Below are 22,911 nucleotides of genomic sequence, written 5' to 3'. Positions count from 1 at the left end.
TTATTTATTTATACGGACAATGTCGACATCCATTGGTACAACAATACCCTCTTTTTAGATGAAACCAAGCTTTAAAAACATAATTCCCATTTTCTAAATAATAGTCGATTCCTTCCACGAGATTAGCCGTTGTGGGTAAATCTTTAGCTTTATTATCCGTTGCTGATTCGGGAGTTACAGACTCCACATACTCTTCTATTTTAATGGAACAAGCAGTTGTAAAGCAACTTGGGCAAAGACAATCGACTACCTCTGATGGTGTGAAAATTGGCGGAAAATCATTGCACCAGCATTTACTTCCTTCTGGCGTATCTCCACAATTGAAAGGAGTTCCACAGGTAGAACAGTTTTTTATTCGAATAGTGTTTGGAAAATTATCAGTCATTATTATTTCACTTTTTCATTAAAATGAAAAGACAAATATTTGTGCTTTAATTTACTTGGAACTTCAAAAAGGTCAGGATGAAATAGTGCTGCCAACAATTCTATTCCGTCTACAACAGTCGTACTGGGTTGTGTAAACAAATCAGCATCAGCAAGAAAAACAGCGTTATTTTGAACTGCTTTTAAAGTCTCCCAACCTTCTAATTTTGTCAATGCTTCAATTTCTTGCCCCGAACGGCTTACATCAAAACCACAAGGTGCCACCACCAAAACCTCTGGATTGTAAAGCAAAATACGTTCCCAATCCGTAACAATCGAATAGCCAGACGGATTCGAAAGCATATCAACGCCTCCAGCTTGCGAAATTTGATACGGTATCCAATGTCCACAATTATAAATCGGATCCAGCCACTCCATAACCATAACTCGTTTTAATGGTGCGTTATTTTTGCGAAGCCTATCCAAAATAAAATCGGTTCGTTTTTTAAGTTTTACAAGTAATTCATATGCGCGTTCTTCTTTATCGAAAGCCTTTGCAATAGTTATTGCATTTTGATAAATATCTTCTAAATTCCTAGGAATAAGTGGAATCAATTCAGGCTCTTTCGATAATTTATAAATGGAACGAGCCACATGACTGGTATCTATTTGACATACATCACAAACATCTTGGGTAAAAATAATATCTGGAGCAATCGATTCTAGTAAAGTATCGTCTATGTAGTATAAACTTTTTCCTTGTGCCTTGGATTGTGATACAATTTGGTCTATTTCCTTGCTCGTGTGATTGGTACCTTCAAGATAGGAACGAACTACTTTTGGTTTATCCGAGTGGCATTCAAAAGTAACACCAACCAATTGATTTTCTAATCCCATTTCGTAAATCATAGAAGTGGCAGCAGGCAGAAAAGAACAAATTTTCATCATTGTAGTTATCAATTTAGAGTTTTTTTTGCTTGCTTTTTTTAAATAAAAACAGAAAAAAAACGAAGTACAAATATAAAGGTATGCAGCTAACTATTAGTATAAATCTTATTTTATGTTTTACACTTTCTACCTCATTTTAAAAATTTGATTCTGATTATAAAAAAATTATAATTTACCTTTGTCTTCAAATTTGCAAAAAATTATGAAAGGAAATACGCTGAAATTAACTTATTTTATATTGTTTTTAATGCTAATTGGATGCAAAAAAAACGAGCAAACTACAATCAAAACAGTAGTTACAACTGGGAATTCCATAACGTATTCAAAAAGCCTTGCTATATTTAAACACGAAGGATATACAGTAGTAAAAGTTTCAAACCCTTGGCCTGAAGCAAATAAGGACTTCACTTATATATTAAAAGAAAAAAACGGCAACATTCCTGATAGCCTTCAAAAATACACAACAATTCCAATTCCTTTGGAATCTATTGTCGTTACCTCAACTACTAATATTCCTTTTTTGGAAATGCTTGGAGTTGAAAAATCACTGGTAGGTTTTCCTCACACCGATTATGTTTCTTCTGAAAAAACCAGAAAACTAATTGATGCTGGTGCTGTTAAAAACATAGGACAAAACGAAAAATTAAACATGGAGCAACTCATTGATTTGGCGCCTAATTTAATTGTAACTTTTGGAGTTGACAACAACAACCCAATGGTTGATAATTTACAAAAAAGCGGTCTTAAAGTACTCATTCAAGCAGACTGGATGGAGCAAACTCCACTAGGAAAAGCAGAATGGATTAAGCTTTACGGTGCTTTATTTGGAAAAGAAAAAGAAGCCAAAACTCTTTTTGATGAAATCGTTAAAAATTACAATGACGCAATACAATTGGTTGCAACCAAAAAACCAACAGCTACTGTTCTTTATGGATCTATGTATCAAGATCAATGGTATGTAGCAAGAGGAAATAGCTGGGTAGCCCAATTTATGAAAGATGCCAAAGCGAATTATTTGTGGGCAAATGTAGCAGGAACAGGAAGTCTTAGTTTGCCTTTTGAAAAAATATTAGAGAAAGCAAAAACGGCAAAATATTGGATTGCAACAGGTTCTTTTAAAAGCATTACTGAATTCGAAAACAGTAATCCGCATTACAGTCAGTTTGATGCTTTAAAATCTAAAAATGTGTATACTTTTGAAAGTAAATTAGGCACAACAGGAGGAACCATTTATTATGAATTAGCACCAAGCAGACCTGATTTGGTCTTGAAAGATTACATTAAAATCTTTCACCCTGAATTGCTTCCAAATTATACTTTTACTTTTGCACAAAAACTAAATTAAATTGGCGAATCAAAAACGAAATACGATTCTATTTTCCTTGCTTACTTTAGGGCTTGTTCTTTTGTTTTTTGTAAACATTAGTTTTGGTTCCATAACGATTCCTTTTAAAGAAGTCTATACTAGTTTAACCGGTGGTCAAGCCAGTAAATCTACTTGGGAATATATCATCATCAATTATCGTTTACCCAAAGCCATTACGGCTATTCTTGTTGGCATGGGTTTATCCATAAGTGGTTTACTGATGCAAACTTTATTTCGAAATCCATTGGCAGGACCTTATGTTTTAGGACTGAGTTCCGGTGCCAGTTTAGGTGTCGCTTTTGTAATATTAGGTGCGAGCTTACTTCCTACTTTTTTAAGTACTCTTTTGCTATCCTCGTATGGAGTGGTTTTAGCATCAACTATAGGAAGTTCTGTTGTATTACTAGCCGTTTTAATGGTTTCCCAAAGGCTACGCGATACAATGGCCATCTTAATTGTGGGATTGATGTTTGGTAGTTTTACCAGCGCAATAGTAGGCGTTCTTACCTATTTTAGTTCAGCAGAACAATTGCAAAAATTCACGTTTTGGTCCATGGGAAATTTAGGCAACTTGTCTTGGTCATCCATCTTAATTCTAACAATTTGTGTGGCAATTGGCTTATTATTAAGTCTATTTAGCATAAAGCCACTAAATGCTCTGCTACTGGGTGAAAATTACGCCCGCAGTTTAGGTTTGAATTTCAAAAAAACACGATTGATTATTATTTTTGCAACAAGTATTTTAGCAGGAAGCATTACCGCTTATGCAGGTCCAATTGCATTTATAGGACTGGCGGTTCCACATATAGCAAAATTAGTATTTCAAACCAGTAATCATTCGGTTTTGTATTGGAGTACGTTACTTTTAGGAGCTTCGATTATGCTTATTTGTGATGTAATTTCAGAATTGCCCGGATTGGAGATTACTTTGCCAATCAATGCTGTGACTTCGATAATTGGTGCTCCTGTAGTAATCTGGTTATTGGTTAGAAAACGAAAAATGATTGCCTAATGGAAAATAAAATCATCTTACAAGCGTCTCAAATTAGCATCGGTTATTCTCATAAAAAAGAGAAAACCGTAGTGGCTTCTAATATTTCTATTTCCTTAAAAAAAGGAAAGCTGATTGCTTTAATTGGTGCAAATGGCATTGGAAAATCAACCCTTTTAAAAACAATAACAGGAATCCAGAAACCGCTGTTTGGTGCTGTTTTCTTGAATGAAAAGAAAATTACTGATTACGAACCTTTGGACTTAGCCCAAAACCTAAGTATTGTTTTAACCGAAAAATTACCACCCAGTAATTTAACTGTTTTTGAACTCATTGCTTTAGGAAGACAGCCCTACACCAATTGGATGGGAACTTTATCTGACATTGATATTGTTAAAGTTAATGAAGCTATTACATTGACACAAATCAGTCATTTAGCCACAAAAAAACATTATGAGATTAGTGACGGGCAATTACAAAAAGTATTAATTGCACGAGCTTTGGCACAAGATACTCCGTTAATAATTTTAGATGAACCCACTACCCATTTGGATTTATTGCACAAGGTGGCTTTATTCAAACTTTTGAAAAGGCTTACTCATGAAACTGGAAAATGCATTTTATTTTCGACCCATGATATTGATATGGCAATACAATTGAGTGACGAAATGATTATTATGACTCCTGAAACAGTACTTCAAGACGAACCTTGTAATTTTATAGCAAAAGGAAGTTTCAATACCTTATTCAAAGATGAACATATTGTTTTTGACGCTGAAAAAGGAAAATTCATGATTGTTTAGTTCCAACATTTTACTATTCAGTGCAAAATTTGCTAACCATTTCCTTTCAATAAATTTATACTCACTGTTGCAATAGCAGCATCTGGAAATCTCCTGAAGAAATTAGTGTCTGGATACAATCCTGCTTCAGCAGCAATTTTGTGCAAAACAGGAATTTCGACTATATATTGGTCCGAAAAACCATGCGTAGCATCATAAGCCGTAGCGGCAGTTTTTCCTAAATTAGCAGCAGTCAAATTTGGAGCAATCGTATGCAATTCAATCATCAACAATCCAAATTTCCGAACATAAGGCGACCATTTATTCAAATGTTCCAATAGATTATCTTCGACTAAACTATTACTGATTCGCTCTCCTCTATGTGCAAATGCGCCAGTTGAATGACTTACTCTATCTTTAGTTATCTGTTTTGGCATTTCCCAAATTCGGTTATGATCCAAGAAGGTTCTCACATTCAGTAAATCTTTCAAATCAATATTGTAATTTTCCAATAAGTCATTGGCTAACAAATCGGGTTGACCAATATCTCCCCAAATTACTTTGGCCCAAATATCAGCTTTGATTAAATTGGCTCGGGTTACTTTCAACGCTGCTTGATTATAATCGGCGCCAACAAGGAATAAAGGATAATCATCCAGCATTTTTCCTCGAAGGGTTTGCCTCTCGATTACAGTATAAATATGCTCTATAAATGCTCCATTGCCACAACCCATATCCAAAATTCCTTTGGGCTGATCTTCTATTGGTAAATTGAACAATTTGATGATAATTTCATCTACAATTTTAAAATAAGTGTCGTGTGCACCTCCGCTTCCCCAAACATTCATTTCTCGATCCACATGAATTTCATCTTCTCCCTCGGTCACCGTTCGAAGTATATTTGGGTTACCAAAAAGCAAATCCTCTATTTTACTGAAAGTAGGTAAATAGGAAACCGTCACTCCATAAGCAGAAGCCCTTTTGGCAAAAAACAATCCCTTTTCCGTAAACTGATAATTGCCTTTCTTTTGTGTAAACCAACCTAAATCAACAAAGAAATCCAGTATAATTTTGAAATTTTCGGGAGATTTATGAAATTCTTCGGGGCGGAAGGAAATCTCCATAAAATATTTATGGAACATGCCGCTCATACCAAGTCTTACTAATATTGGCCCGACCAAACAACCTTCAATATGCGTTAGAATCTGATGCTGAATTTCATTGGTCAGCGTATCATTCGAAAATAAAATTCCATAATTAGTTGCATACAAATCGAAAATTAGACCCAATCGAACAAATGGAATATCATCTAATAATCGTGTGCGAAATTGCATCGAGAAATGCAGTAAATCAAGCACATCTTCATACAGATAGAACATTGGAAAAGCAATCGCACTTTTATCGTTTATGCTAAATTTAATTTGGTCTGTGGTGGTATTGATATGATAATCCAGGAATCCTTGCGAACACAAAACACGCAAACCTACATTGAGATAGCCTTCATTGGCTTTAAAGTGCTCCGAAAGTTCCGAAAGCGTCACTTCTTTTTTGTCAAGAATATAGGAAAGCACCCCTTTTTCATGCAAAACATACGCTACAGGTGCAGTAACCAAACCATCCAAATGTTTGAAAATGGTGCTTCTAAGAGTAATTTTATCAATCATAAAAAGTACGTTTTAAAGAAGAAAAAACACAATTCAATCCAGAATAACCTACTCAAATATATGAAAATATCATCTAAAAAAAAACCTATTATGATTCTATTTCTCGGAACAGACGTTGCAATTTCCTCGTACAGACGTTGCAATGCAACGTCTCTACAAACCGATTTGCCTCTTTGCTTCGCCAATGACAAACGCTACAGAATTTGCAATATTAAAACTTCTAATTAGTGGTGACATAGGAATTGTCAGATGATTGGGAAATTCGTTTAAAACAGCTTCACTCAAACCTTTACTTTCTTTCCCAAAAACCAACCAATCTCCATCCTGAAAATCATTCTCTAAATACGATTTCTCAGCGTGGGAACTCATCAGGAAAACTCGGGACAAATCCGGAATCTGTGCTTTCCATTCTGCTACATTTTCATATTCGGTAACATCAAGGTGTACCCAATAATCCAAACCGGAACGTTTCAGGTTTTTATCATTAATAACAAATCCAAAAGGATGAATTAAGTGCAAACGGCTTTCTGTACCTACACACAATCGTCCAATATTTCCTGTATTGTTTGGGATTTCGGGTTCTACTAAAACGATGTTTAACATTTCTTATTGGTTAATCGGTTAATCGGTTATTTGTTTATTCGGTTATTTGAAAATCTTCAACTTCCAAAACTTCTCCAGCTTGTAAATCATTGAGATGTACGTTTCCTATTCGAACACGAACCAAGCGTAACGTAGGAAAACCAACTGCAGCAGTCATTTTTCGGACTTGGCGAAACTTCCCTTCATTCACTGTAATGGAAGCCCAAGAAGTTGGACCGTGACGTTCATCACGTATCTTTTTTCCTCTTGTTCCAAAAGCAGGAATTTCATTAATCAACGAAGCTTTACAAGGTCTAGTGATGTATTTAGTGCCATTAAAACCTATTTCGACTCCTTTTTGCAGTTGCTCAATGGCTTCTTGATTGATAATCCCATCGACTTGGACATAATACTCCTTGTCTACTTTTTTACTTCGAATGATTTCGCTCATCATCCCGTCCGTGGTCAATAGCAATAATCCTTCTGAATCTTCGTCAAGACGCCCTATTGCCATCGTTCCTTTAGGGAAATCATGCAATTCGCCCAGCAGTTTCTTTTTTCTTTTTAATTCGTAAATAAACTGACTCAGATACCCGTAAGGCTTGTGAATGATGAAATGAGAATGAGCCATTTTAGTGTATTAGTTATGCCTGCAAAGATAGTTTTGTTTTTGCAGGATTTAAAATAGTGTCGCCATACATTTATTGGTGCAAACCAAAAGCTATGTTAAATGATTGAATTCCTTCGCTTAAAAGGCGTAATCTTATAGAAGCTAACAGTATTAGCTTTAAAATTAAAGAGTATGGAAAGCAACGATTTAGGTTCAAAAAAAACAAATAATAAGCAAAATATAAACGAAGGATTTAGCGGTCTGAATCTAGCCCAAAATACGAATCCTGAGGTATCACATTTGAAATCAGAAGTAGAAACTGATAGTCATGGAAATCAAAAAATTGTTCAAAGAGCACGTAATATTGATGGAACTTTAGAACAAAATGAGGACAGCACTCCTATAAATTTAAGTTCTGATATCGCGAATGTTTCTGAAGAACAAGCTAAAAAAATGGTAGAAAATAAAGATCATAACTCGGACATTACTGCTAACCGTTATCCAAATTCCCATCCGGATAATCAGGAAGACAGAGGGAATATTAAACTGGATGAATAACAATTGATTTTGTTTAAAAAAGGCCAATACGAATCTAATTCCTATTGGCCTTTTTTATTTTTCTATTCTAAATTACGGCTTCTTAATTTCCCAATTACAATTAGTAAAGTTCCAAAAAAAAGAAAAGCCAATAGCATAAAAAAGCTGTTAAGCAATACTAAATTGTAGCCCAAAAGAACCACATCAACAAACGGATAAGGGTAAAAACTAAAAAAAGCACCCCGAATTAAAGTATAAACCAAATACACCGCAGGGAAAATCAACCACGGAAAGATGTTTTTGAATTCCAATGCTTTTTTAGGGACAAATAGAATCCAATATAGTAAAACCAATATTGGAATGACCGAATGCAATAACTCATCCGCTACTTTTTGCAGACCCGTTGGAGCCCATAAAAATCGCAGAATCGCATTGTAAACAAGTCCTACAATGGTGATGTATAACGTAATTGCGGTTGCATTTTTAGGTTTCAAAAAAAATAATCCCCATTTAGATTTTGGCTTGAGCCAAAGAAAAGTAAAACATATTGCAACCAAAATATTCGTTTGAATGGTAAAAAAACTAAAAAATCGAACAATTGTTTCCGAAAGCGAAGCCGCACGATTCAAAATTATAAGATACAATTGTAAAAAAACAGCAAACCAACCGACAATAGCTATAATTGGAAAAAAACGAGAATTTAATTTTAAAGATTTATCCTGCATATTTTTTAAAGTATAAAATTAATTGACAACTCTATTTACAAAGTCATGAATGCTAAAACTTGAGATAGTATTTTGATTTCCGAAAGGAAACAAGGAAACTTTTGTTTATTTTTACAAACTTACAAAAAGAAATTCTATGTCAAATATGCTTCCGTTTTTATTGATTTTCATCGTTGCTCTCGTTATTGGTATTTTCATTGGTAAACTCATTTTTTCTGCCCGATTCCAATCGGAAAAAATTAGTTTAGAAGAAAAATTAATTGCATTTTCCTCCCAATTCAATCAACTGAAAGAGCAGATTATTGTTGACAAAACAACTTTTGAAAAACAATTAGAAAACGCCAATGGGGAGAAAGAAAGCATTCGAAGTGAAAAAGACAGTTTAGCCATTCAGCTTTCTAAAAAAGAAGTTGATTTTGAGAATCTTTGGGAACGCAACAAAGAACAAAAAGAAGAAGTCGAGAAGCTGCAAGAAAAATTCACCAAGGAATTTGAGAATCTCGCCAATAAAATATTAGAAGAAAAGTCCAATAAATTTACGGAGCAGAACAAAGAGAATATGAAAAATATCCTGTCGCCTTTGCAGGATAAAATTCAATTGTTCGAAAAGAAAGTCGAGGACACACACAAAGAAAGTATTGATTATCATGCGGCTTTGCGCCAACAAATTTTAGGCTTACGAGAAATGAATATCCAAATGAGCAAGGAAACCCTCAACCTGACGAAAGCTTTGAAAGGCGACAGTAAAATGCAGGGAAATTGGGGAGAATTGGTTTTGGAACGCGTTCTTGAAAAATCAGGATTAGAGAAAGGCCGTGAATATGAAGTGCAACAAGCGTTCACTACTGAAGATGGTAATCGCGTTTTTCCGGACGTTGTCATTAACCTGCCGGACGGCAAAAAGATGATTGTCGATTCTAAAGTTTCTTTGACCGCTTATGAAAAATACATCAATGAGGAAGATGACGATCTAAAAGCTGGATTTTTAAAAGAACACGTTAATTCTATCAAACGTCACGTAGAACAATTGGGCAATAAAAACTACCAGGATTTATATCAAATTGAAAGCCCTGATTTCGTATTGTTATTCATTCCTATCGAGCCCGCTTTTGCCATGGCGCTTAACGAGGATACGACTTTGTACAACAAAGCATTCGAGAAAAACATTGTTATTGTTACACCTGCTACTTTATTAGCTACTTTACGAACTATTGACAGTATGTGGGCCAACCAAAAGCAACAGGAAAACGCATTAGAAATTGCGCGACAAGCTGGTGCATTGTATGATAAATTTGAAGGTTTTGTAGGTGATTTAATCAAAATTGGAAAGAAGATAGACGAAAGCAAAATTGAATACAGTGGCGCGATGAATAAACTGGTGGAAGGAAAAGGAAACTTAATCGTAAGTGTGGAGAAATTGAAAAAGATGGGAGCCAAAGCTAAAAAAGCACTTCCTGAAAGCATATTGAACAGAGCAGAAAAAGACGAAAATCAATTATTAAACTAATATAAAATGAAACGAATTTTAGGAATTATTTTAGGAGTCGGCACGCTGGTCTTGATTTGTTATTTTGCATTTCTCTATTACGTTCCTTACAGTGAAGGTATTCGTTCTGGTGAACTCATAAAATTGAGTCATAAAGGAATGGCAATAAAAACATGGGAAGGCGAATTAAGTCAGGGAATTTCCGGAGCACAGATTTTTAGTTTCTCTGTTTTGGATAGCGATAAAAAAGTAATTGAAGATTTGAAAGGGCTTCAAGGAAATTATGTAAAATTAACTTATGTAGAACGATACAGAACATTTGCTTGGTGGGGAGAAACGAGATATTTTGTTACATCCGTTCAAAAAGAGCCTTCTCCTTTTAATCAAAAATAATTTTTATGAATACAACTTTTAAAACTGTCGCTTCGTCAAATATCAGTATTTCAGAATTGATGCTGCCTTCTCACACCAATTTTAGCGGAAAAATTCATGGTGGTTATATTTTGTCTTTACTGGATCAAATTGCATTTGCTTGTGCTTCAAAATTTTCAGGGAATTATTGTGTGACCGCATCAGTGGACACGGTAAATTTCCTTAAACCAATTGAAGTAGGCGAACTGGTTACTATGAAAGCTTGTGTGAATTATGTTGGTAACAGTTCTATGATTATAGGCATTCGGGTTGAGGCTGAAAATATTCAAACAGGAAAAATAAAACATTGTAATTCTTCTTATTTTACAATGGTTGCCAAAGACAAGGAAGGCAAAAGTGTTCTGGTTCCAGGTTTAATCTTATCCAACCTTAATGAAGTACGCCGTTTTTGCAATTGCATCAAACAAATTGCCTTGAAAAAGGAAAAAGACCTACACGAAGAAAAGTTTGATTATAGTTCTCCTGAATCGCTGGCGAGCCTTGAAAAGTATAATGTGCAGTTAGCCTTACACTAGATTATTTCAGCCTGATTTTTCAACTAAAATCAATGGTTTTAAGATTTGAAAAAATCTAAACTTAAATAACTTAATATTTATACAAACGGCTTAAATAAGCTTATATTAATGCGATAATTTATCATTAATCGTAAACTTATTTCCTTGAAATTTCGTAACTTTAAGTAGTTTAATTCATAAAAGGCGATGAAAAAAATTACGCTCCTTTTCCTGATTTTTATAGCTACTACTACTATTGCACAAGAAAAAATGACGACTGATAAAGGAATCATTAATTTTGAAGCTTCAGTTCCTTTCTTTGAAGAAGTAAAAGCAATAAATAAAAAAACAGCCTGTGTTTTGATTACCAAAACTGGGGAGTTAACCTGTTTTGCCATCATCAAAAATTTCCAATTTGAAAGAAGTTTGATGGAGGAACATTTTAATGCTAATTACATGCAGAGTCATCGATATCCTAAAGCTATTTTCAAAGGCAGAATTGAGAAATTTGATTTGAAAAATATTGACTCAAATGCAACTGAATATCAAATTATAGGAAAAATCACTATGCATGGAAAATCAAAAAAAATCATTGTTACAGGTACTATCAAAAAAGGAACTCAAGGAATCGAATTAATTACTAATTTTCCTTTAAATACTGATGATTTCAAAATCGAAATTCCTTTTATCGTGCGAAGTAAAATATCCAAAAACGTGAATACTCAGCTTTATTGTGTTTTACAATAAAACTATTTAGTTAAACAACTCCTAAGAGCTACCTCCAAGTTTTTGTATTTAAACTGGAATCCTAATTTTTCCAGTTTTTCTGATGACACTCTTCGTCCATACAATACAATTTTAGACATTTCACCCATTGCAAATTTTAACACAAATTCGGGGACATTTGGCAACCAAATAGAATAACCTAAAACTCGCGCCAGTGTTTTAGAAAAAATTGCATTGTTTGTATTATCATTAATGGCTGCATTATATGGTCCATTCATTTCCTCATTTACAATAGCCTCAAGATATATATTACACAAATCATCGACATGTATCCAAGGCATATATTGCTTTCCTGAACCCAATACTGAACCCAATCGATATTTAAATATAGGAATCAGTTTCTTTAAAAAACCATCATTTTTTCCTAATACTAATCCCGTTCGGATTTTTACCGTACGAATATGCAAATTTTCAATAAAATCTATTGCATCTTCCCATTTTTGACACGTAGCACCCAGAAAGTCATGAGCCAAAGGAGTTTCTTCCGTGCAGATTTCTTCTCCATTCACAGCGCCATAAATCCCAACTGCTGAAGCCGAAATAAAGGCATCCAGTTTTTTATTGTTTTTCTTCAAAACAGAATAAATCAATTGCGTTGACTTTTCTCTACTACCAATAATAGCTAATTTACGTTTACCAGTCCATCTTTTTTCAGCGATATTTTCGCCCGCTAAATGGATTACATAATCCGCATTTAGTACCGCCGCTTCATCAATTGTTTGATTAGAAACGTCCCACTTAAAATAAGAAATATCGGTTGTGTTTTTTTTATCACTTCGACTCAATATAGAAACTGAGAATCCTTTCTCAATTAACAAATCAGTTAAGTGTTTACCGATAAATCCTGAACCTCCGCTTATTAATATATTTTTTTTCATAACAAAACAAATCTAGTCATTTTGAGTCATATAAACATTAACATTAATTTTTGTTTAACATTATTATAATTTAGTTAAACATTCACTACCTTTATACTCTAATTTGAAATATATCAAAAATGGCTACTAAAAAATCAACAATAACAAGAGATAAAATAGTTTCTATGTATATGAATTATACATTGGAAAATAATGACAAACCGAAATCCGTTTATAATTTCACGAAACTGAATAACTTTTCAGAAGCTGAATTTTACAACTTTTTCGGAACCATGGAAAGTGTAGAGAAAGAAATCTTCAAAATGTTTCTAGACAAAACGGTCGAATTACTTCAAAAAGACCAAGACTATGAAACCTATGATATGAAAAGTAAAATACTAAGTTTTTACTTTACTTTCTTTGAATTATTGTCTGCTAACAGAAGTTATGTGACTATGAGTTTGAAACAGCATCACAATGAGTTGAAAAATTTAATGCTGCTATCCAGTTTGAGAAGCAGTTTCAAAAACTATGTCGCAGGAATCATTTCAGATGAATACCGAATCAAGCAGGAAAAATTCCAAAACTTTCAAGAAAAAGCAATTCAGGAAACGTCTTGGATTCAACTATTATTGACCTTGAAATTTTGGTTGGAAGACTCCTCAACAGCTTTCGAGAAAACAGACCTATATATAGAGAAGTCAATAAAAGCAACATTTGAATTAATGAATATCACTCCGCTAGATAGCTTAATAGACTTTGGGAAATTTATTTTCAAAGAAAAAATACACAACAAATAATGAAAACCATAGACTATATACCTACTTCAAAAATTGAAAGAGCAACCAAACTGGTGCAAACTGGAGCAAAAGTTGGCGTCAATTATCTAAAATATTACGGAGAAAAAATGGTTAATTCTGATTTGACTCGTGATAAACTCAACGAAGATAACGCAGAAGACATCTACGACGGACTGAAAAGTTTGAAAGGAAGCGCGCTCAAAGTAGCGCAAATGCTAAGTATGGACAAAAGCTTTTTGCCGCAGGCTTATGTGGAAAAATTTTCACTTTCACAATTTTCTGTTCCACCACTTTCGGCACCATTAGTGTTGAAAACCTTTAAGACTAATTTTGGCAAAACACCTTATGAGATTTTTGACGAATTCAACGCAAACTCTGTAAACGCTGCAAGTATTGGACAAGTTCATGTTGCAATAAAAAACGGCAAGAAATTGGCGGTAAAAATTCAATATCCAGGGGTAGCCAATAGTATTTCATCTGATTTGGCTTTGGTGAAACCAATAGCGATTAGAATGTTTAACCTTCAAGGAAAAGATTCTGATAAGTATTTCAAGGAAGTCGAAGACAAATTGATTGAGGAAACTAATTATTTATTGGAACTAAAACAAAGCCAAGAAGTTGTTGATGCTTGCAAAAAAATTGAAAATCTGGTTTTCCCGAATTATTACCCAAAATTTTCATCGGAGAAAATTATCACGATGGATTGGATGACTGGGATTCATCTTTCGGAATTTACCAATAAAAATGACAATCAAGAAATCGCGGACAAAATTGGTCAGGCTTTGTGGGATTTCTATATGTATCAGATTCATATTTTAAGGAAAGTACATGCTGACCCGCATCCGGGAAATTTCTTGGTAAATGATGAAAACCAATTGGTTGCACTGGATTTTGGATGTATGAAACAAATTCCAAATGACTTCTATATTCCTTATTTCGAATTAATAAACAAAGAAGTGATTGATAACAAGAAACTTTTTAGTCAAAAATTATTCGAATTAGAAATCCTTAGAGTGGATGACTCCAAAGAGGAAGTGGACTATTTCACTCAAATGTTTTACGATTTGTTATCGCTGTTCACCAAACCATTTCAAACCGAAACTTTTGATTTCTCGGACGCAGCATTCTTTGAAAGCATCGCACAATTAGGAGAACGATTCTCAAAAGACACTAATCTTAGAAAAATGAACGGGAATAGAGGTTCCAAACATTTCATTTATATGAACAGAACCTTCTTTGGGTTATACAATTTAATGTTTGATTTGAAAGCGAAAATTGTTGTCAATGAATATCAAAAATACAACTAGTGAAAAAGGAAAATCTGCCTTCAAAAATGTGTTTGGTTTGTAACCGACCTTTTAGCTGGCGGAAAAAATGGGAAAAGGTTTGGGACGAAGTCAAATATTGTAGCGAAAAATGCAAAAGAAACAAAAAGGGTTAGTTTGGTTTAGAAATGATTTGAGAGTCAATGACAATCAATCGTTGACAAATGCTATTGATGAAAATGAAACCGTAATTGCGGTGTATTTTTTTGATCCAAGACATTATGAGGAAACAAGATTTGGTTTTAAAAAAACAGAAAAATTTCGAGCCAAATTTCTAATTGAATCGGTAACAGCATTGAAACAAAATCTGGAGAAATTAAATATTCCGCTTTTGGTTTACCATCAAAAACCAGAAGATTCTATTCCGGAAATTATTGCTCAAAATGAAATCAATTCTGTTTACTTTCAAGAAGAGTGGACGAGTGAAGAAATCGAAGTTTTACAAAATATAAAAGTTAAAGTTCCGGATTCAATATCGTTCAAAAGTACTTACAATCAGTTCTTATTTCATCCTGAAGACATTCCATTTTCGATTCCATCGATTCCAAATGTTTTTACACAATTTAGAAATCAGTGTGAAAAATCGACAAAAGTCAGACCTGAATTTGCAGTTCAACCGATGTTAAAAGAAAATTGGACCACACATAAAACTGTAATTCCTACGATGGAAACATTGGGATTTACTGATTTTGAAACGGATTCCAGAACCGCTTTCCCTTTTCGTGGTGGTGAAAACGAAGCGCTGAAACGACTGGAACATTATTTTTGGGAAACCAAAAAACTAAGTGTTTATAAATTAACCCGTAATGGATTGATTGGAACTGATTTTAGTTCAAAATTTTCTCCTTGGTTAGCCAACGGCTCCATTTCGGCGAAAACTATTTATTGGAAAATTAATAAATATGAGCAAGAAGTCGAGAAAAATGAATCAACGTATTGGTTGATTTTTGAACTGGTTTGGAGGGATTATTTTAAATATGTTTCAATGAAAAACGGGAATTCTATTTTTAAAATTGGAGGGATTTTAGATAAAAATTACGACTGGAAAACCAATCAATTCACTATAACAAATTGGATAAATGGAAATAGTCTAGAACCATTTGTAAATGCCAACATGATTGAATTGCAACAAACTGGCTGGATGAGTAATCGCGGGAGACAAAATGTAGCGTCTTATTTTGCAAAGAATCTTCTGCTAGACTGGCGCATAGGAGCCGCGTATTTTGAAGCGATGCTTATTGATTACGATGTTCACAGCAATTACGGGAATTGGATGTATGTTTCAGGAGTTGGTAACGACCCAAGGGATCGAAAATTCAATATTAAGTTACAGGCCGAGAATTATGACGGGCAATCAAAATTCCAGAAATTATGGTTGCAACAACAATTATTTTAAAAATTTAATGAATACAAACAAGAAACATATCAATGTGGTTTGGTTTAAAAGAGACCTTCGTTTACAGGATAACGAAGCGATTTTTAATGCAACACAAACTCATACGCCTACGTTATTGCTTTATGTATTCGAAAAATCTTTAGAAAATGATTCGCATTACAGTCCGAGACACTGGAATTTCATCAAGCAATCGCTTGTAGATGTCAATAAACAACTGGAACAATCGAATACACGCGTTTTAACGGTGTCTTCTGAAGTACTTCAAGTATTTAATACCATACAAGAAACATATAAAATAGACACGGTTTTTTCGCATCAGGAAACGGGTATAAAAATCACTTACGAAAGAGATAAAACCTTCAAACGATTTTGCAAAAATAATCAAATCAATTGGGTCGAAAACACCAATAACGGCATTTTCAGAGCGTTGAAAAACAGAACGAATTGGGTTTCAAAATGGGAAAAGTACATGAATGAACCCCAATTTAGTTTTGATTCTAAAGCAGAGAATTTCCTCAATACGGAAGCAATAACCGAACTCGAAAAAGCATTGGAAAAGACAAGTTTAGAAACTGTTTCGGATACTGTTTTTCAAAAAGGGGGCAGTACAATGGCTGGTAAATATTTACAAAACTTCTTTGACGAGCGCTATCACAATTATAGTTCCCATATTTCAAAACCTTTATTGGCTCGAAAAAGTTGCAGCAGATTATCGCCATACATTGCTTGGGGAAATCTATCATCGAGGCAAGTTTTGCAAAAGGCAGCCACTTTCCGATTGACGTGTAGCCATAAAAAGCAAATTGATTCTTTTATATCCAGACTGACTTGGCAGGCACATTTCATTCAAAAATTTGAAATGGAAGAAATCATGGAGTTTGAAAGTGTTAATAAAGGTTTTCATTCTTTGAAAAAGAAAGTCAATGAAAATTATATTGATGCTTGGAAAACGGGAAAAACGGGATTTCCATTAATCGATGCTTCCATGCGTTGCCTGAATGAAACCGGTTATTTGAACTTTAGAATGCGGGCGATGTTAGTGTCCTTTTTCACGCATAATCTATGGCAACCTTGGCAAGAAGCGACGCAATATTTATCACAAATGTTTCTGGATTTTGAACCGGGAATTCATTTTCCGCAGTTGCAAATGCAGGCTGGTGAAACCGGAATCAATATGTTGCGTATCTATAATCCAATAAAGAACAGTTACGAACACGATCCTGATGGTGAATTTATAAAAAAATGGGTTCCGGAATTGCGCAATTTGCCACGGGCATTTGTACATGAACCATATAAAATGACCTATTTAGACCAGAAGTTTAATGACTTCGAAATAGGAATCAATTATCCGAAACCAATTGTAAATATGGAACGAACGAGAAAATTTGCGAGTGATTTTTTATGGAAAATGAAAAAGAATCCATTAGTAAAAGAGGAAAGTTTTCGCATATTAAAGTTACACACCATGGCTGATATTGGCGACAGCGAATAATGCTTCAACACATATTAAAAAAACAGCAATTTGAATTAAAAAAAATATCGTGACTATAAAAAAAGAACTTACTGATTTAGACAAAGACCGAATCATAGAAATGGCCTGGGAAGACCGAACCACTTTTGATGCGATTTTAATGCAATTTGGACTAAAAGAACAAGAAGTAATCGACTTGATGCGAATCGAAATGAAACCTTCGAGTTTTAGAATGTGGCGTAAAAGAGTACAAGGCCGCAAAACAAAACATGAAAAATTAAGGGATTTTCGGGAGGGTCGTTTTAAATGCACGATGCAAAGACAAATTAACAATAACAAGATTTCCAAGCGATAAAAAATTAGTGTTCCATGAACAGTAATCTGTTAAAATAACAACGTATAAAAAATGAAAAACATAGTAATCATTGGTGGTAGTAAAGGAATTGGCAGTGCTATTTTGTTGCAACAATTAGAGACAAACTTTGTCTACAACATTAGCCGAAACGCGCCAGATATCACACATCCCAATCTGAAACACTTTTCTGTAGATGTATTGCAGGATTCACTTCCGGAAATAGAAACTATTGACGCCTTGATTTACTGTCCGGGTTCCATCAATTTGAAACCCATAGGGAGTCTCAGTATAGATGATTTTAGAAATGATTTTGAAATTAATGTCATTGGCGCTGTGAAAGCCATTCAGAAATATTTACCTGTTTTAAAAAAGGGAACTAATCCATCGATTGTTTTGTTTAGCACGGTAGCCGCAAAATTAGGAATGCCGTTTCATGCTAGTATTGCTACCGCAAAAGCAGGAGTTGAAGGATTAGTGAAATCGTTGGGAGCAGAATTAGCATCGGTAGTACGCATCAATGCCATTGCTCCCACGATTACCGAAACATCACTTTCAGCAGGTATTTTGAGAAATGATCGAATGAAAGAAAACATGGTGGAACGCCACCCGATGAAAGGCTATTTAAAGCCGGAAGAAGTAGCTAGTATGACTGACTTCCTGATTTCGGAAAATACAAAATCAATTTCAGGTCAAGTATTCGAAATGGATTACGGAATAGTGACTTTTAAAATTTAAAAAAATAATTAGCCAAACTTAAAATTGAAATACAGCATAACATGATAAAAGAAATGAAAAGTTACGAGAAAATTGAACAATACGACACTGAAATAACAGAATCGTTAGCTGATAATTACAGAGTAATAATTGAAAATTTAGGGGAAGACGTTAACAGAGAAGGTCTAGAAAAAACACCGGAACGCGTGGCCAAAGCTATGCAATATTTAACACACGGTTACGGACTGGATCCTTTGGAAATACTAAAATCGGCGCTATTTACTGAAGATCACCAACAAATGATTGTGGTAAAAGACATCGAAGTATATTCGATGTGTGAACACCACATGTTGCCATTTTTTGGTAAAGCACACGTTGCTTACATTCCAAATGGTAAAATTGTAGGTTTAAGTAAAATCCCAAGGGTGGTTGATGCTTTTGCCAGAAGAATGCAAGTACAGGAACGACTGACTGACCAGATTAAAAATTGTATTCAGGACGCTTTGAATCCACTTGGTGTAGCGGTTGTGATTGAAGCGCAACACATGTGCATGCAAATGCGAGGCATCCAAAAACAAAACTCGGTTACCACGACTTCTTCTTTTACCGGTGCTTTCGAAAAAGACAAAACCAGAAAAGAATTTATCAGTTTAGTATCAAATAAACTGAGTTAATTTTAATTACTTATTTGTTCATTCCAAATGTTTTTTATTAGCTAAAAATAGAACACAGATTACACGTATTAAACAGATTATCACAGATCTTTTGATTGATTAATTTGAAATTAGAGTTAATTAGTGTGATTCGTGGCAAAAAAAATTTAAGTATTATTTAGGACAAGCATAATTGTTTAAATACAAGATCATGAAAATTCTCTTAACAGGCGCAACAGGTTATATCGGGAAACGACTTTTGCCTATTCTGGTGGCACAAGGTCACGAAGTAATCTGTTGTGTAAGGGATAAAAACAGGTTTTATTGTCCAATAGAATTTCAAAAAAGTGTTACGGTAATTGAAGTTGATTTTCTCAAACAAGAAACATTGACAACCATTCCAGATGCTATTGATGCTGCTTATTATCTGATTCATTCCATGTCAGGAACCGATGCTAATTTTGATGAATTAGAAAGCGTATCAGCACTTAATTTTGTACAGCGTTTGAATGAAACCGAAGCAAAACAAGTTATTTATTTGAGTGGAATCATCAATGACAAATCACTATCCAAACATTTATCATCGAGAAAAAAAGTAGAAGAAATTTTAAATATTGGAACTTTTGCCACGACAACTTTAAGAGCGGGAATTATTGTTGGTTCTGGTAGTGCATCGTTCGAAATCATTCGGGATTTAGTGAATAAACTTCCCCTAATGATTACTCCAAAGTGGCTGAATACTAAATGCCAGCCGATTGCAATTCCGGATGTTCTTGATTTTTTATCCAAATCATTATTAAATCAGCTAACCTACAATCAGAGTTTTGACATTGGCGGGCCGGATATTTTAACGTACAAAGAAATGCTTTTGGGTTTTGCGGAGGCTAAAAAACTAAAGCGATGGATATTTACTGTTCCTATAATGACACCAAAATTATCTTCGTATTGGTTGTATTTTGTAACCTCAACATCCTATAGACTTGCGTCAGCACTGGTCAGCAGCATGAAAGTCGAAGTCGTTTGCAGCGATAACAGAATCAACACGCTACTGAATGTCAAGCCTATGTCCTACAAACAAGCGCTTTCCCGTGCTTTGATAAAAGTAGACGAAGACAAAGTAGCTTCGAGCTGGAAAGATTCGTTGGTCAGCGGACGTTTTAGTAGCAACATGTCGGAATATTTAAAGGTTCCAAAAAAGGATTGCTTTATTGATCGACGTAAAATGGAAATCATAGACCGGGATTTTACCATCAGTAGAATTTGGTCCATCGGTGGTGATACGGGTTGGTATTATGGCGATTGGTTGTGGGATTTACGTGGTTTTATAGACAAACTATACGGTGGTGTAGGTTCCCGAAGAGGAAGAACGAACCGACATGATATTCATTCTGGAGATGCTTTGGATTTTTGGCGCGTTTTGTATGCCAATAAAGAAGAAGGAAAATTAATCTTATTTGCCGAAATGAAACTGCCAGGTGAAGCTTGGCTAGAATTCAAAATTATCGGAAATACTTTGTATCAAGCAGCGACTTTCAGGCCGAGAGGAATTTGGGGAAAATTATACTGGTATTCTGTTTTGCCGTTTCACGGGTTTATTTTCGAGGGAATGTTGAAGAAATTGATTCAGTAATTTTTTTTAACATATAAGTCATATAAGTTTTTAAGACATAACCTAAAAACTTATATGACTTATATGTTTAAATCCTTTTACTTCAAAATCCCTGCTTTGTACGTAGCAATCGCTCTATCCCTAGCCATAGCGTGCTCTACCATTGGTTCTCCATATCCTAAATCGAATTCTGGTATCCATTTTCGGATGTAGATTCCTTTTTCGTCGAATTTTTTTTGTTGAATCTCCGGATTAAAAACTCGAAAATAAGGAGCAGCATCACAACCGGTTCCTGCAGCCCATTGCCAGTTGCCAACATTAGCAGACAATTCGTAATCCAGTAATTTTTGAGCAAAATAGGCTTCTCCCCATTGCCATTGAATCAATAAATGCTTGCAGAGAAAACTCGCTACCACCATACGAACTCTGTTATGCATGTATCCGGTTTCATTGAGTTGACGCATACCTGCATCCACCATGGGATAACCGGTAGTTCCCGAACACCACCGCTTGAAATCATCTTCATTATTGCGCCATTGAATCCCATCATACGCAGATTTGAAGTTCTGGGTAACAACTTTTGGAAAACTGAATAAAATTTGCATGAAGAATTCCCTCCAAATCAATTCACTCAAAAAAACATCGTTTTTATGAAATGCCCAATTGACTAATTTCCGTATGCTTACGGTTCCAAAACGTAAATGCGGCGAAAGATAAGAGGTTTTGTCCAAGGCTGGAAAATCCCTTATATCTTGATAATTTGCAATGAATTTTAAATTATGTGGCTTTACTTTTATTGGACTTTCTTCGAAACCTATTTGTTCCAATGCTGGAAAAGCAAAGTCACTTTTATAGAAATTAGAAAACACATCCGTGGCATCATATTCTGGAATCGGAGCCATTGACTTGTATTTTTCTAGCCATTTATTTTTAAAAGGAGTGTAGACCGTATACGGCAATCCATCCGCTTTTGTGATTTCTTTTTCTTCGAAAATAACTTGGTCTTTAAAAGAATAGGAGATTGTATGGTTTGCTTCCAACATTTCACAAATACCGGTGTCACGTTGTATGGCGTATGGTTCGTAATCTTTGTTGAAGAAAACTTCCTTGGCATCGAATTCTTTTAAAAGTGACTGCCAAACGTCAATAGTTTTTCCTTTTTTTACTAATAGTGAACTTCCTATTTCTTGTAATTGGGTATTTATTTTCGAAAGTGATTCGTGAATAAAACCTACTCTGGCATCGTTTTTTGGTAAACTGTCTAAAATGGAATCATCAAAAATAAACAACGGAATCACTGGATATTCAGACTTCAAAGCATGGAATAATCCAACGTTATCTTCCAAACGTAAATCGCGTCTGAACCAAAAAAAAGATACTTCTTGTTTCACCATTATTTTGAATTAAATAGTTGATCTACCATAACACGTCTGTGATCAAAGATGGCTTTCAATTTATTTTTTACGACAAGTGTGTTCATAATGCGACCGATGAATCCCAAAGGCAACGCATAATGAACTAAATCGGTCATTTTCACTCCGTTTTCAGTATCTTCGAAAAAATGCTTGTGATGCCACAACGCATAAGGTCCAAAACGTTGTTCGTCGATAAAATAACTATTCTCTTTTACGAATGTGATTTCGGTAACCCAAGGCAATTTCAATCCCAAAAGTGGAGACACTTTATATTGTATTATTTGCCCGGCGTACATGGATTTATTATCGAAATCAGTGATTTCGAAACCCATTGTTTCTGGTGTGATTTTTTGAAGATTACTTGGACTGGAAAAAAAAGCCCAACATTCTTCTAAACTTGCATTTACATGCTGAACGGTTTCTTTTTTATAGAGTTTCATCTGTGATACTTGTTGTTTTTAATCGGAAATTGTATTGAAATGCGAGTTGCGTGAGGGATGGAAGTGGAGCTCTTTTTATAGATGGCTTTTTTGCCAGCTATAAAAAAGCG

At 34.6% G+C, this 22,911-nt stretch carries 26 protein-coding genes; 17 read left to right on the top strand and 9 right to left on the bottom strand.

What is annotated here, in order from left to right; translation table 11 throughout:
• Positions 1-4: 4 nt before the first annotated feature.
• A complete protein-coding gene (locus OA85_RS17185) occupies positions 5-385 on the bottom strand; it encodes a DUF5522 domain-containing protein (RefSeq protein ID WP_082014131.1) in 381 nt (126 codons plus the stop codon).
• Between the two features lie 2 nt (positions 386-387).
• Positions 388-1,311: an ABC transporter substrate-binding protein gene (locus OA85_RS08910; RefSeq protein WP_197056060.1), complete on the bottom strand. Its 924-nt coding sequence runs from the start codon at positions 1,309-1,311 to the stop codon at positions 388-390.
• A gap of 202 nt (positions 1,312-1,513) precedes the next feature.
• Here OA85_RS08910 and OA85_RS08905 point away from each other — a divergent pair, with 202 nt between their 5' ends.
• The 3 genes from OA85_RS08905 to OA85_RS08895 are packed head-to-tail and all read left to right on the top strand — an operon-like array spanning position 1,514 to position 4,471.
• Positions 1,514-2,656, top strand: a complete 1,143-nt coding sequence (locus tag OA85_RS08905; protein WP_039109157.1) for an ABC transporter substrate-binding protein — start codon at positions 1,514-1,516, stop codon at positions 2,654-2,656.
• Between the two features lies 1 nt (position 2,657).
• Complete coding sequence (locus OA85_RS08900) at positions 2,658-3,689, top strand: iron ABC transporter permease (protein ID WP_039109156.1); 1,032 nt, start codon at positions 2,658-2,660, stop codon at positions 3,687-3,689.
• Complete coding sequence (locus OA85_RS08895) at positions 3,689-4,471, top strand: ABC transporter ATP-binding protein (protein ID WP_039109155.1); 783 nt, start codon at positions 3,689-3,691, stop codon at positions 4,469-4,471. Before OA85_RS08900 ends, OA85_RS08895 begins: the two co-directional genes overlap by 1 nt.
• Positions 4,472-4,503: 32 nt before the next feature.
• Here the strand turns inward: OA85_RS08895 and OA85_RS08890 are convergent, their stop codons facing one another.
• From OA85_RS08890 to OA85_RS08880, 3 genes are all read right to left on the bottom strand, one after another.
• Positions 4,504-6,114 carry a class I SAM-dependent methyltransferase gene (locus tag OA85_RS08890; RefSeq protein WP_039109154.1) on the bottom strand — a complete coding sequence of 537 codons (1,611 nt, stop codon included), beginning with the start codon at positions 6,112-6,114 and terminating at the stop codon, positions 4,504-4,506.
• A gap of 153 nt (positions 6,115-6,267) precedes the next feature.
• Positions 6,268-6,717, bottom strand: coding sequence for a tRNA (cytidine(34)-2'-O)-methyltransferase (locus OA85_RS08885; protein ID WP_039109153.1), 450 nt, complete (start codon positions 6,715-6,717; stop codon positions 6,268-6,270).
• A 34-nt stretch (positions 6,718-6,751) separates the two neighbouring features.
• Entirely contained in the window at positions 6,752-7,327 is a 576-nt protein-coding gene (locus OA85_RS08880) for a pseudouridine synthase (RefSeq protein ID WP_039109152.1), read from the bottom strand.
• A gap of 171 nt (positions 7,328-7,498) precedes the next feature.
• Here OA85_RS08880 and OA85_RS08875 point away from each other — a divergent pair, with 171 nt between their 5' ends.
• Positions 7,499-7,864, top strand: a complete 366-nt coding sequence (locus OA85_RS08875; RefSeq protein ID WP_039109151.1) for a hypothetical protein — start codon at positions 7,499-7,501, stop codon at positions 7,862-7,864.
• Positions 7,865-7,926: 62 nt separating this feature from the next.
• Here the strand turns inward: OA85_RS08875 and OA85_RS08870 are convergent, their stop codons facing one another.
• On the bottom strand, positions 7,927-8,568 hold the full coding sequence (locus OA85_RS08870; protein WP_039109150.1) for a Pr6Pr family membrane protein: 642 nt from the start codon (positions 8,566-8,568) through the stop codon (positions 7,927-7,929).
• 136 nt (positions 8,569-8,704) lie between these two features.
• On the opposite strand from OA85_RS08870, the gene rmuC reads away from it, so the two are divergent.
• From rmuC to OA85_RS08850, 4 genes are all read left to right on the top strand, one after another.
• Complete coding sequence (gene rmuC / locus OA85_RS08865) at positions 8,705-10,075, top strand: DNA recombination protein RmuC (protein ID WP_039109149.1); 1,371 nt, start codon at positions 8,705-8,707, stop codon at positions 10,073-10,075.
• 6 nt (positions 10,076-10,081) lie between these two features.
• A complete protein-coding gene (locus tag OA85_RS08860) occupies positions 10,082-10,447 on the top strand; it encodes a hypothetical protein (protein ID WP_039109148.1) in 366 nt (121 codons plus the stop codon).
• A 5-nt stretch (positions 10,448-10,452) separates the two neighbouring features.
• Positions 10,453-11,001, top strand: a complete 549-nt coding sequence (locus OA85_RS08855; protein WP_039109147.1) for an acyl-CoA thioesterase — start codon at positions 10,453-10,455, stop codon at positions 10,999-11,001.
• Between the two features lie 186 nt (positions 11,002-11,187).
• The gene (locus OA85_RS08850) at positions 11,188-11,727 is read left to right on the top strand and encodes a YceI family protein (protein WP_039109146.1); all 540 of its coding nucleotides are present in this window, start codon (positions 11,188-11,190) and stop codon (positions 11,725-11,727) included.
• 2 nt (positions 11,728-11,729) lie between these two features.
• On the opposite strand, the gene OA85_RS08845 is transcribed toward OA85_RS08850, so the two are convergent.
• Positions 11,730-12,644, bottom strand: a complete 915-nt coding sequence (locus OA85_RS08845) for a TIGR01777 family oxidoreductase (RefSeq protein WP_039109145.1) — start codon at positions 12,642-12,644, stop codon at positions 11,730-11,732.
• A 119-nt stretch (positions 12,645-12,763) separates the two neighbouring features.
• Between OA85_RS08845 and OA85_RS08840 the strand changes: the two genes are divergently transcribed.
• The 9 genes from OA85_RS08840 to OA85_RS08805 all read left to right on the top strand — a co-directional run bounded on the left by OA85_RS08840 (position 12,764) and on the right by OA85_RS08805 (position 20,967).
• On the top strand, positions 12,764-13,423 hold the full coding sequence (locus OA85_RS08840) for a TetR family transcriptional regulator C-terminal domain-containing protein (protein ID WP_039109144.1): 660 nt from the start codon (positions 12,764-12,766) through the stop codon (positions 13,421-13,423).
• Complete coding sequence (locus tag OA85_RS08835) at positions 13,423-14,730, top strand: AarF/ABC1/UbiB kinase family protein (RefSeq protein WP_039109143.1); 1,308 nt, start codon at positions 13,423-13,425, stop codon at positions 14,728-14,730. The genes OA85_RS08840 and OA85_RS08835 overlap by 1 nt, the downstream gene beginning before the upstream one ends.
• Positions 14,730-14,864 (top strand): DUF2256 domain-containing protein, encoded by a 135-nt coding sequence (locus OA85_RS17180; protein ID WP_082014130.1) that lies wholly within the window; start codon positions 14,730-14,732, stop codon positions 14,862-14,864. The genes OA85_RS08835 and OA85_RS17180 overlap by 1 nt, the downstream gene beginning before the upstream one ends.
• Positions 14,840-16,144 (top strand): DASH family cryptochrome, encoded by a 1,305-nt coding sequence (locus tag OA85_RS08830; RefSeq protein ID WP_039109142.1) that lies wholly within the window; start codon positions 14,840-14,842, stop codon positions 16,142-16,144. The genes OA85_RS17180 and OA85_RS08830 overlap by 25 nt, the downstream gene beginning before the upstream one ends.
• A 7-nt stretch (positions 16,145-16,151) precedes the next feature.
• Positions 16,152-17,636, top strand: a complete 1,485-nt coding sequence (locus tag OA85_RS08825; RefSeq protein ID WP_039109476.1) for a cryptochrome/deoxyribodipyrimidine photo-lyase family protein — start codon at positions 16,152-16,154, stop codon at positions 17,634-17,636.
• A gap of 49 nt (positions 17,637-17,685) precedes the next feature.
• On the top strand, positions 17,686-17,970 hold the full coding sequence (locus tag OA85_RS08820; protein WP_255350537.1) for a TIGR03643 family protein: 285 nt from the start codon (positions 17,686-17,688) through the stop codon (positions 17,968-17,970).
• Positions 17,971-18,021: 51 nt separating this feature from the next.
• Positions 18,022-18,705 carry an SDR family NAD(P)-dependent oxidoreductase gene (locus OA85_RS08815; protein ID WP_039109141.1) on the top strand — a complete coding sequence of 228 codons (684 nt, stop codon included), beginning with the start codon at positions 18,022-18,024 and terminating at the stop codon, positions 18,703-18,705.
• A 41-nt stretch (positions 18,706-18,746) separates the two neighbouring features.
• Positions 18,747-19,358 carry a GTP cyclohydrolase I FolE gene (gene folE / locus OA85_RS08810; RefSeq protein ID WP_039109140.1) on the top strand — a complete coding sequence of 204 codons (612 nt, stop codon included), beginning with the start codon at positions 18,747-18,749 and terminating at the stop codon, positions 19,356-19,358.
• Between the two features lie 190 nt (positions 19,359-19,548).
• Positions 19,549-20,967: an SDR family oxidoreductase gene (locus OA85_RS08805; RefSeq protein ID WP_039109139.1), complete on the top strand. Its 1,419-nt coding sequence runs from the start codon at positions 19,549-19,551 to the stop codon at positions 20,965-20,967.
• 77 nt (positions 20,968-21,044) lie between these two features.
• On the opposite strand, the gene OA85_RS08800 is transcribed toward OA85_RS08805, so the two are convergent.
• Positions 21,045-22,340 carry a deoxyribodipyrimidine photo-lyase gene (locus OA85_RS08800; protein WP_039109137.1) on the bottom strand — a complete coding sequence of 432 codons (1,296 nt, stop codon included), beginning with the start codon at positions 22,338-22,340 and terminating at the stop codon, positions 21,045-21,047.
• Positions 22,340-22,801 (bottom strand): SRPBCC family protein, encoded by a 462-nt coding sequence (locus tag OA85_RS08795; protein WP_039109136.1) that lies wholly within the window; start codon positions 22,799-22,801, stop codon positions 22,340-22,342. The genes OA85_RS08800 and OA85_RS08795 overlap by 1 nt, the downstream gene beginning before the upstream one ends.
• Between the last annotated feature and the right edge of the window lie 110 nt (positions 22,802-22,911).

It is taken from the genome of Flavobacterium sp. AED, from assembly GCF_000812945.1.
Classification (GTDB): domain Bacteria; phylum Bacteroidota; class Bacteroidia; order Flavobacteriales; family Flavobacteriaceae; genus Flavobacterium.
The sequence above is the reverse complement of the archived record's forward strand: the minus strand, read 5'-3'. Positions and strand labels throughout refer to the sequence as shown.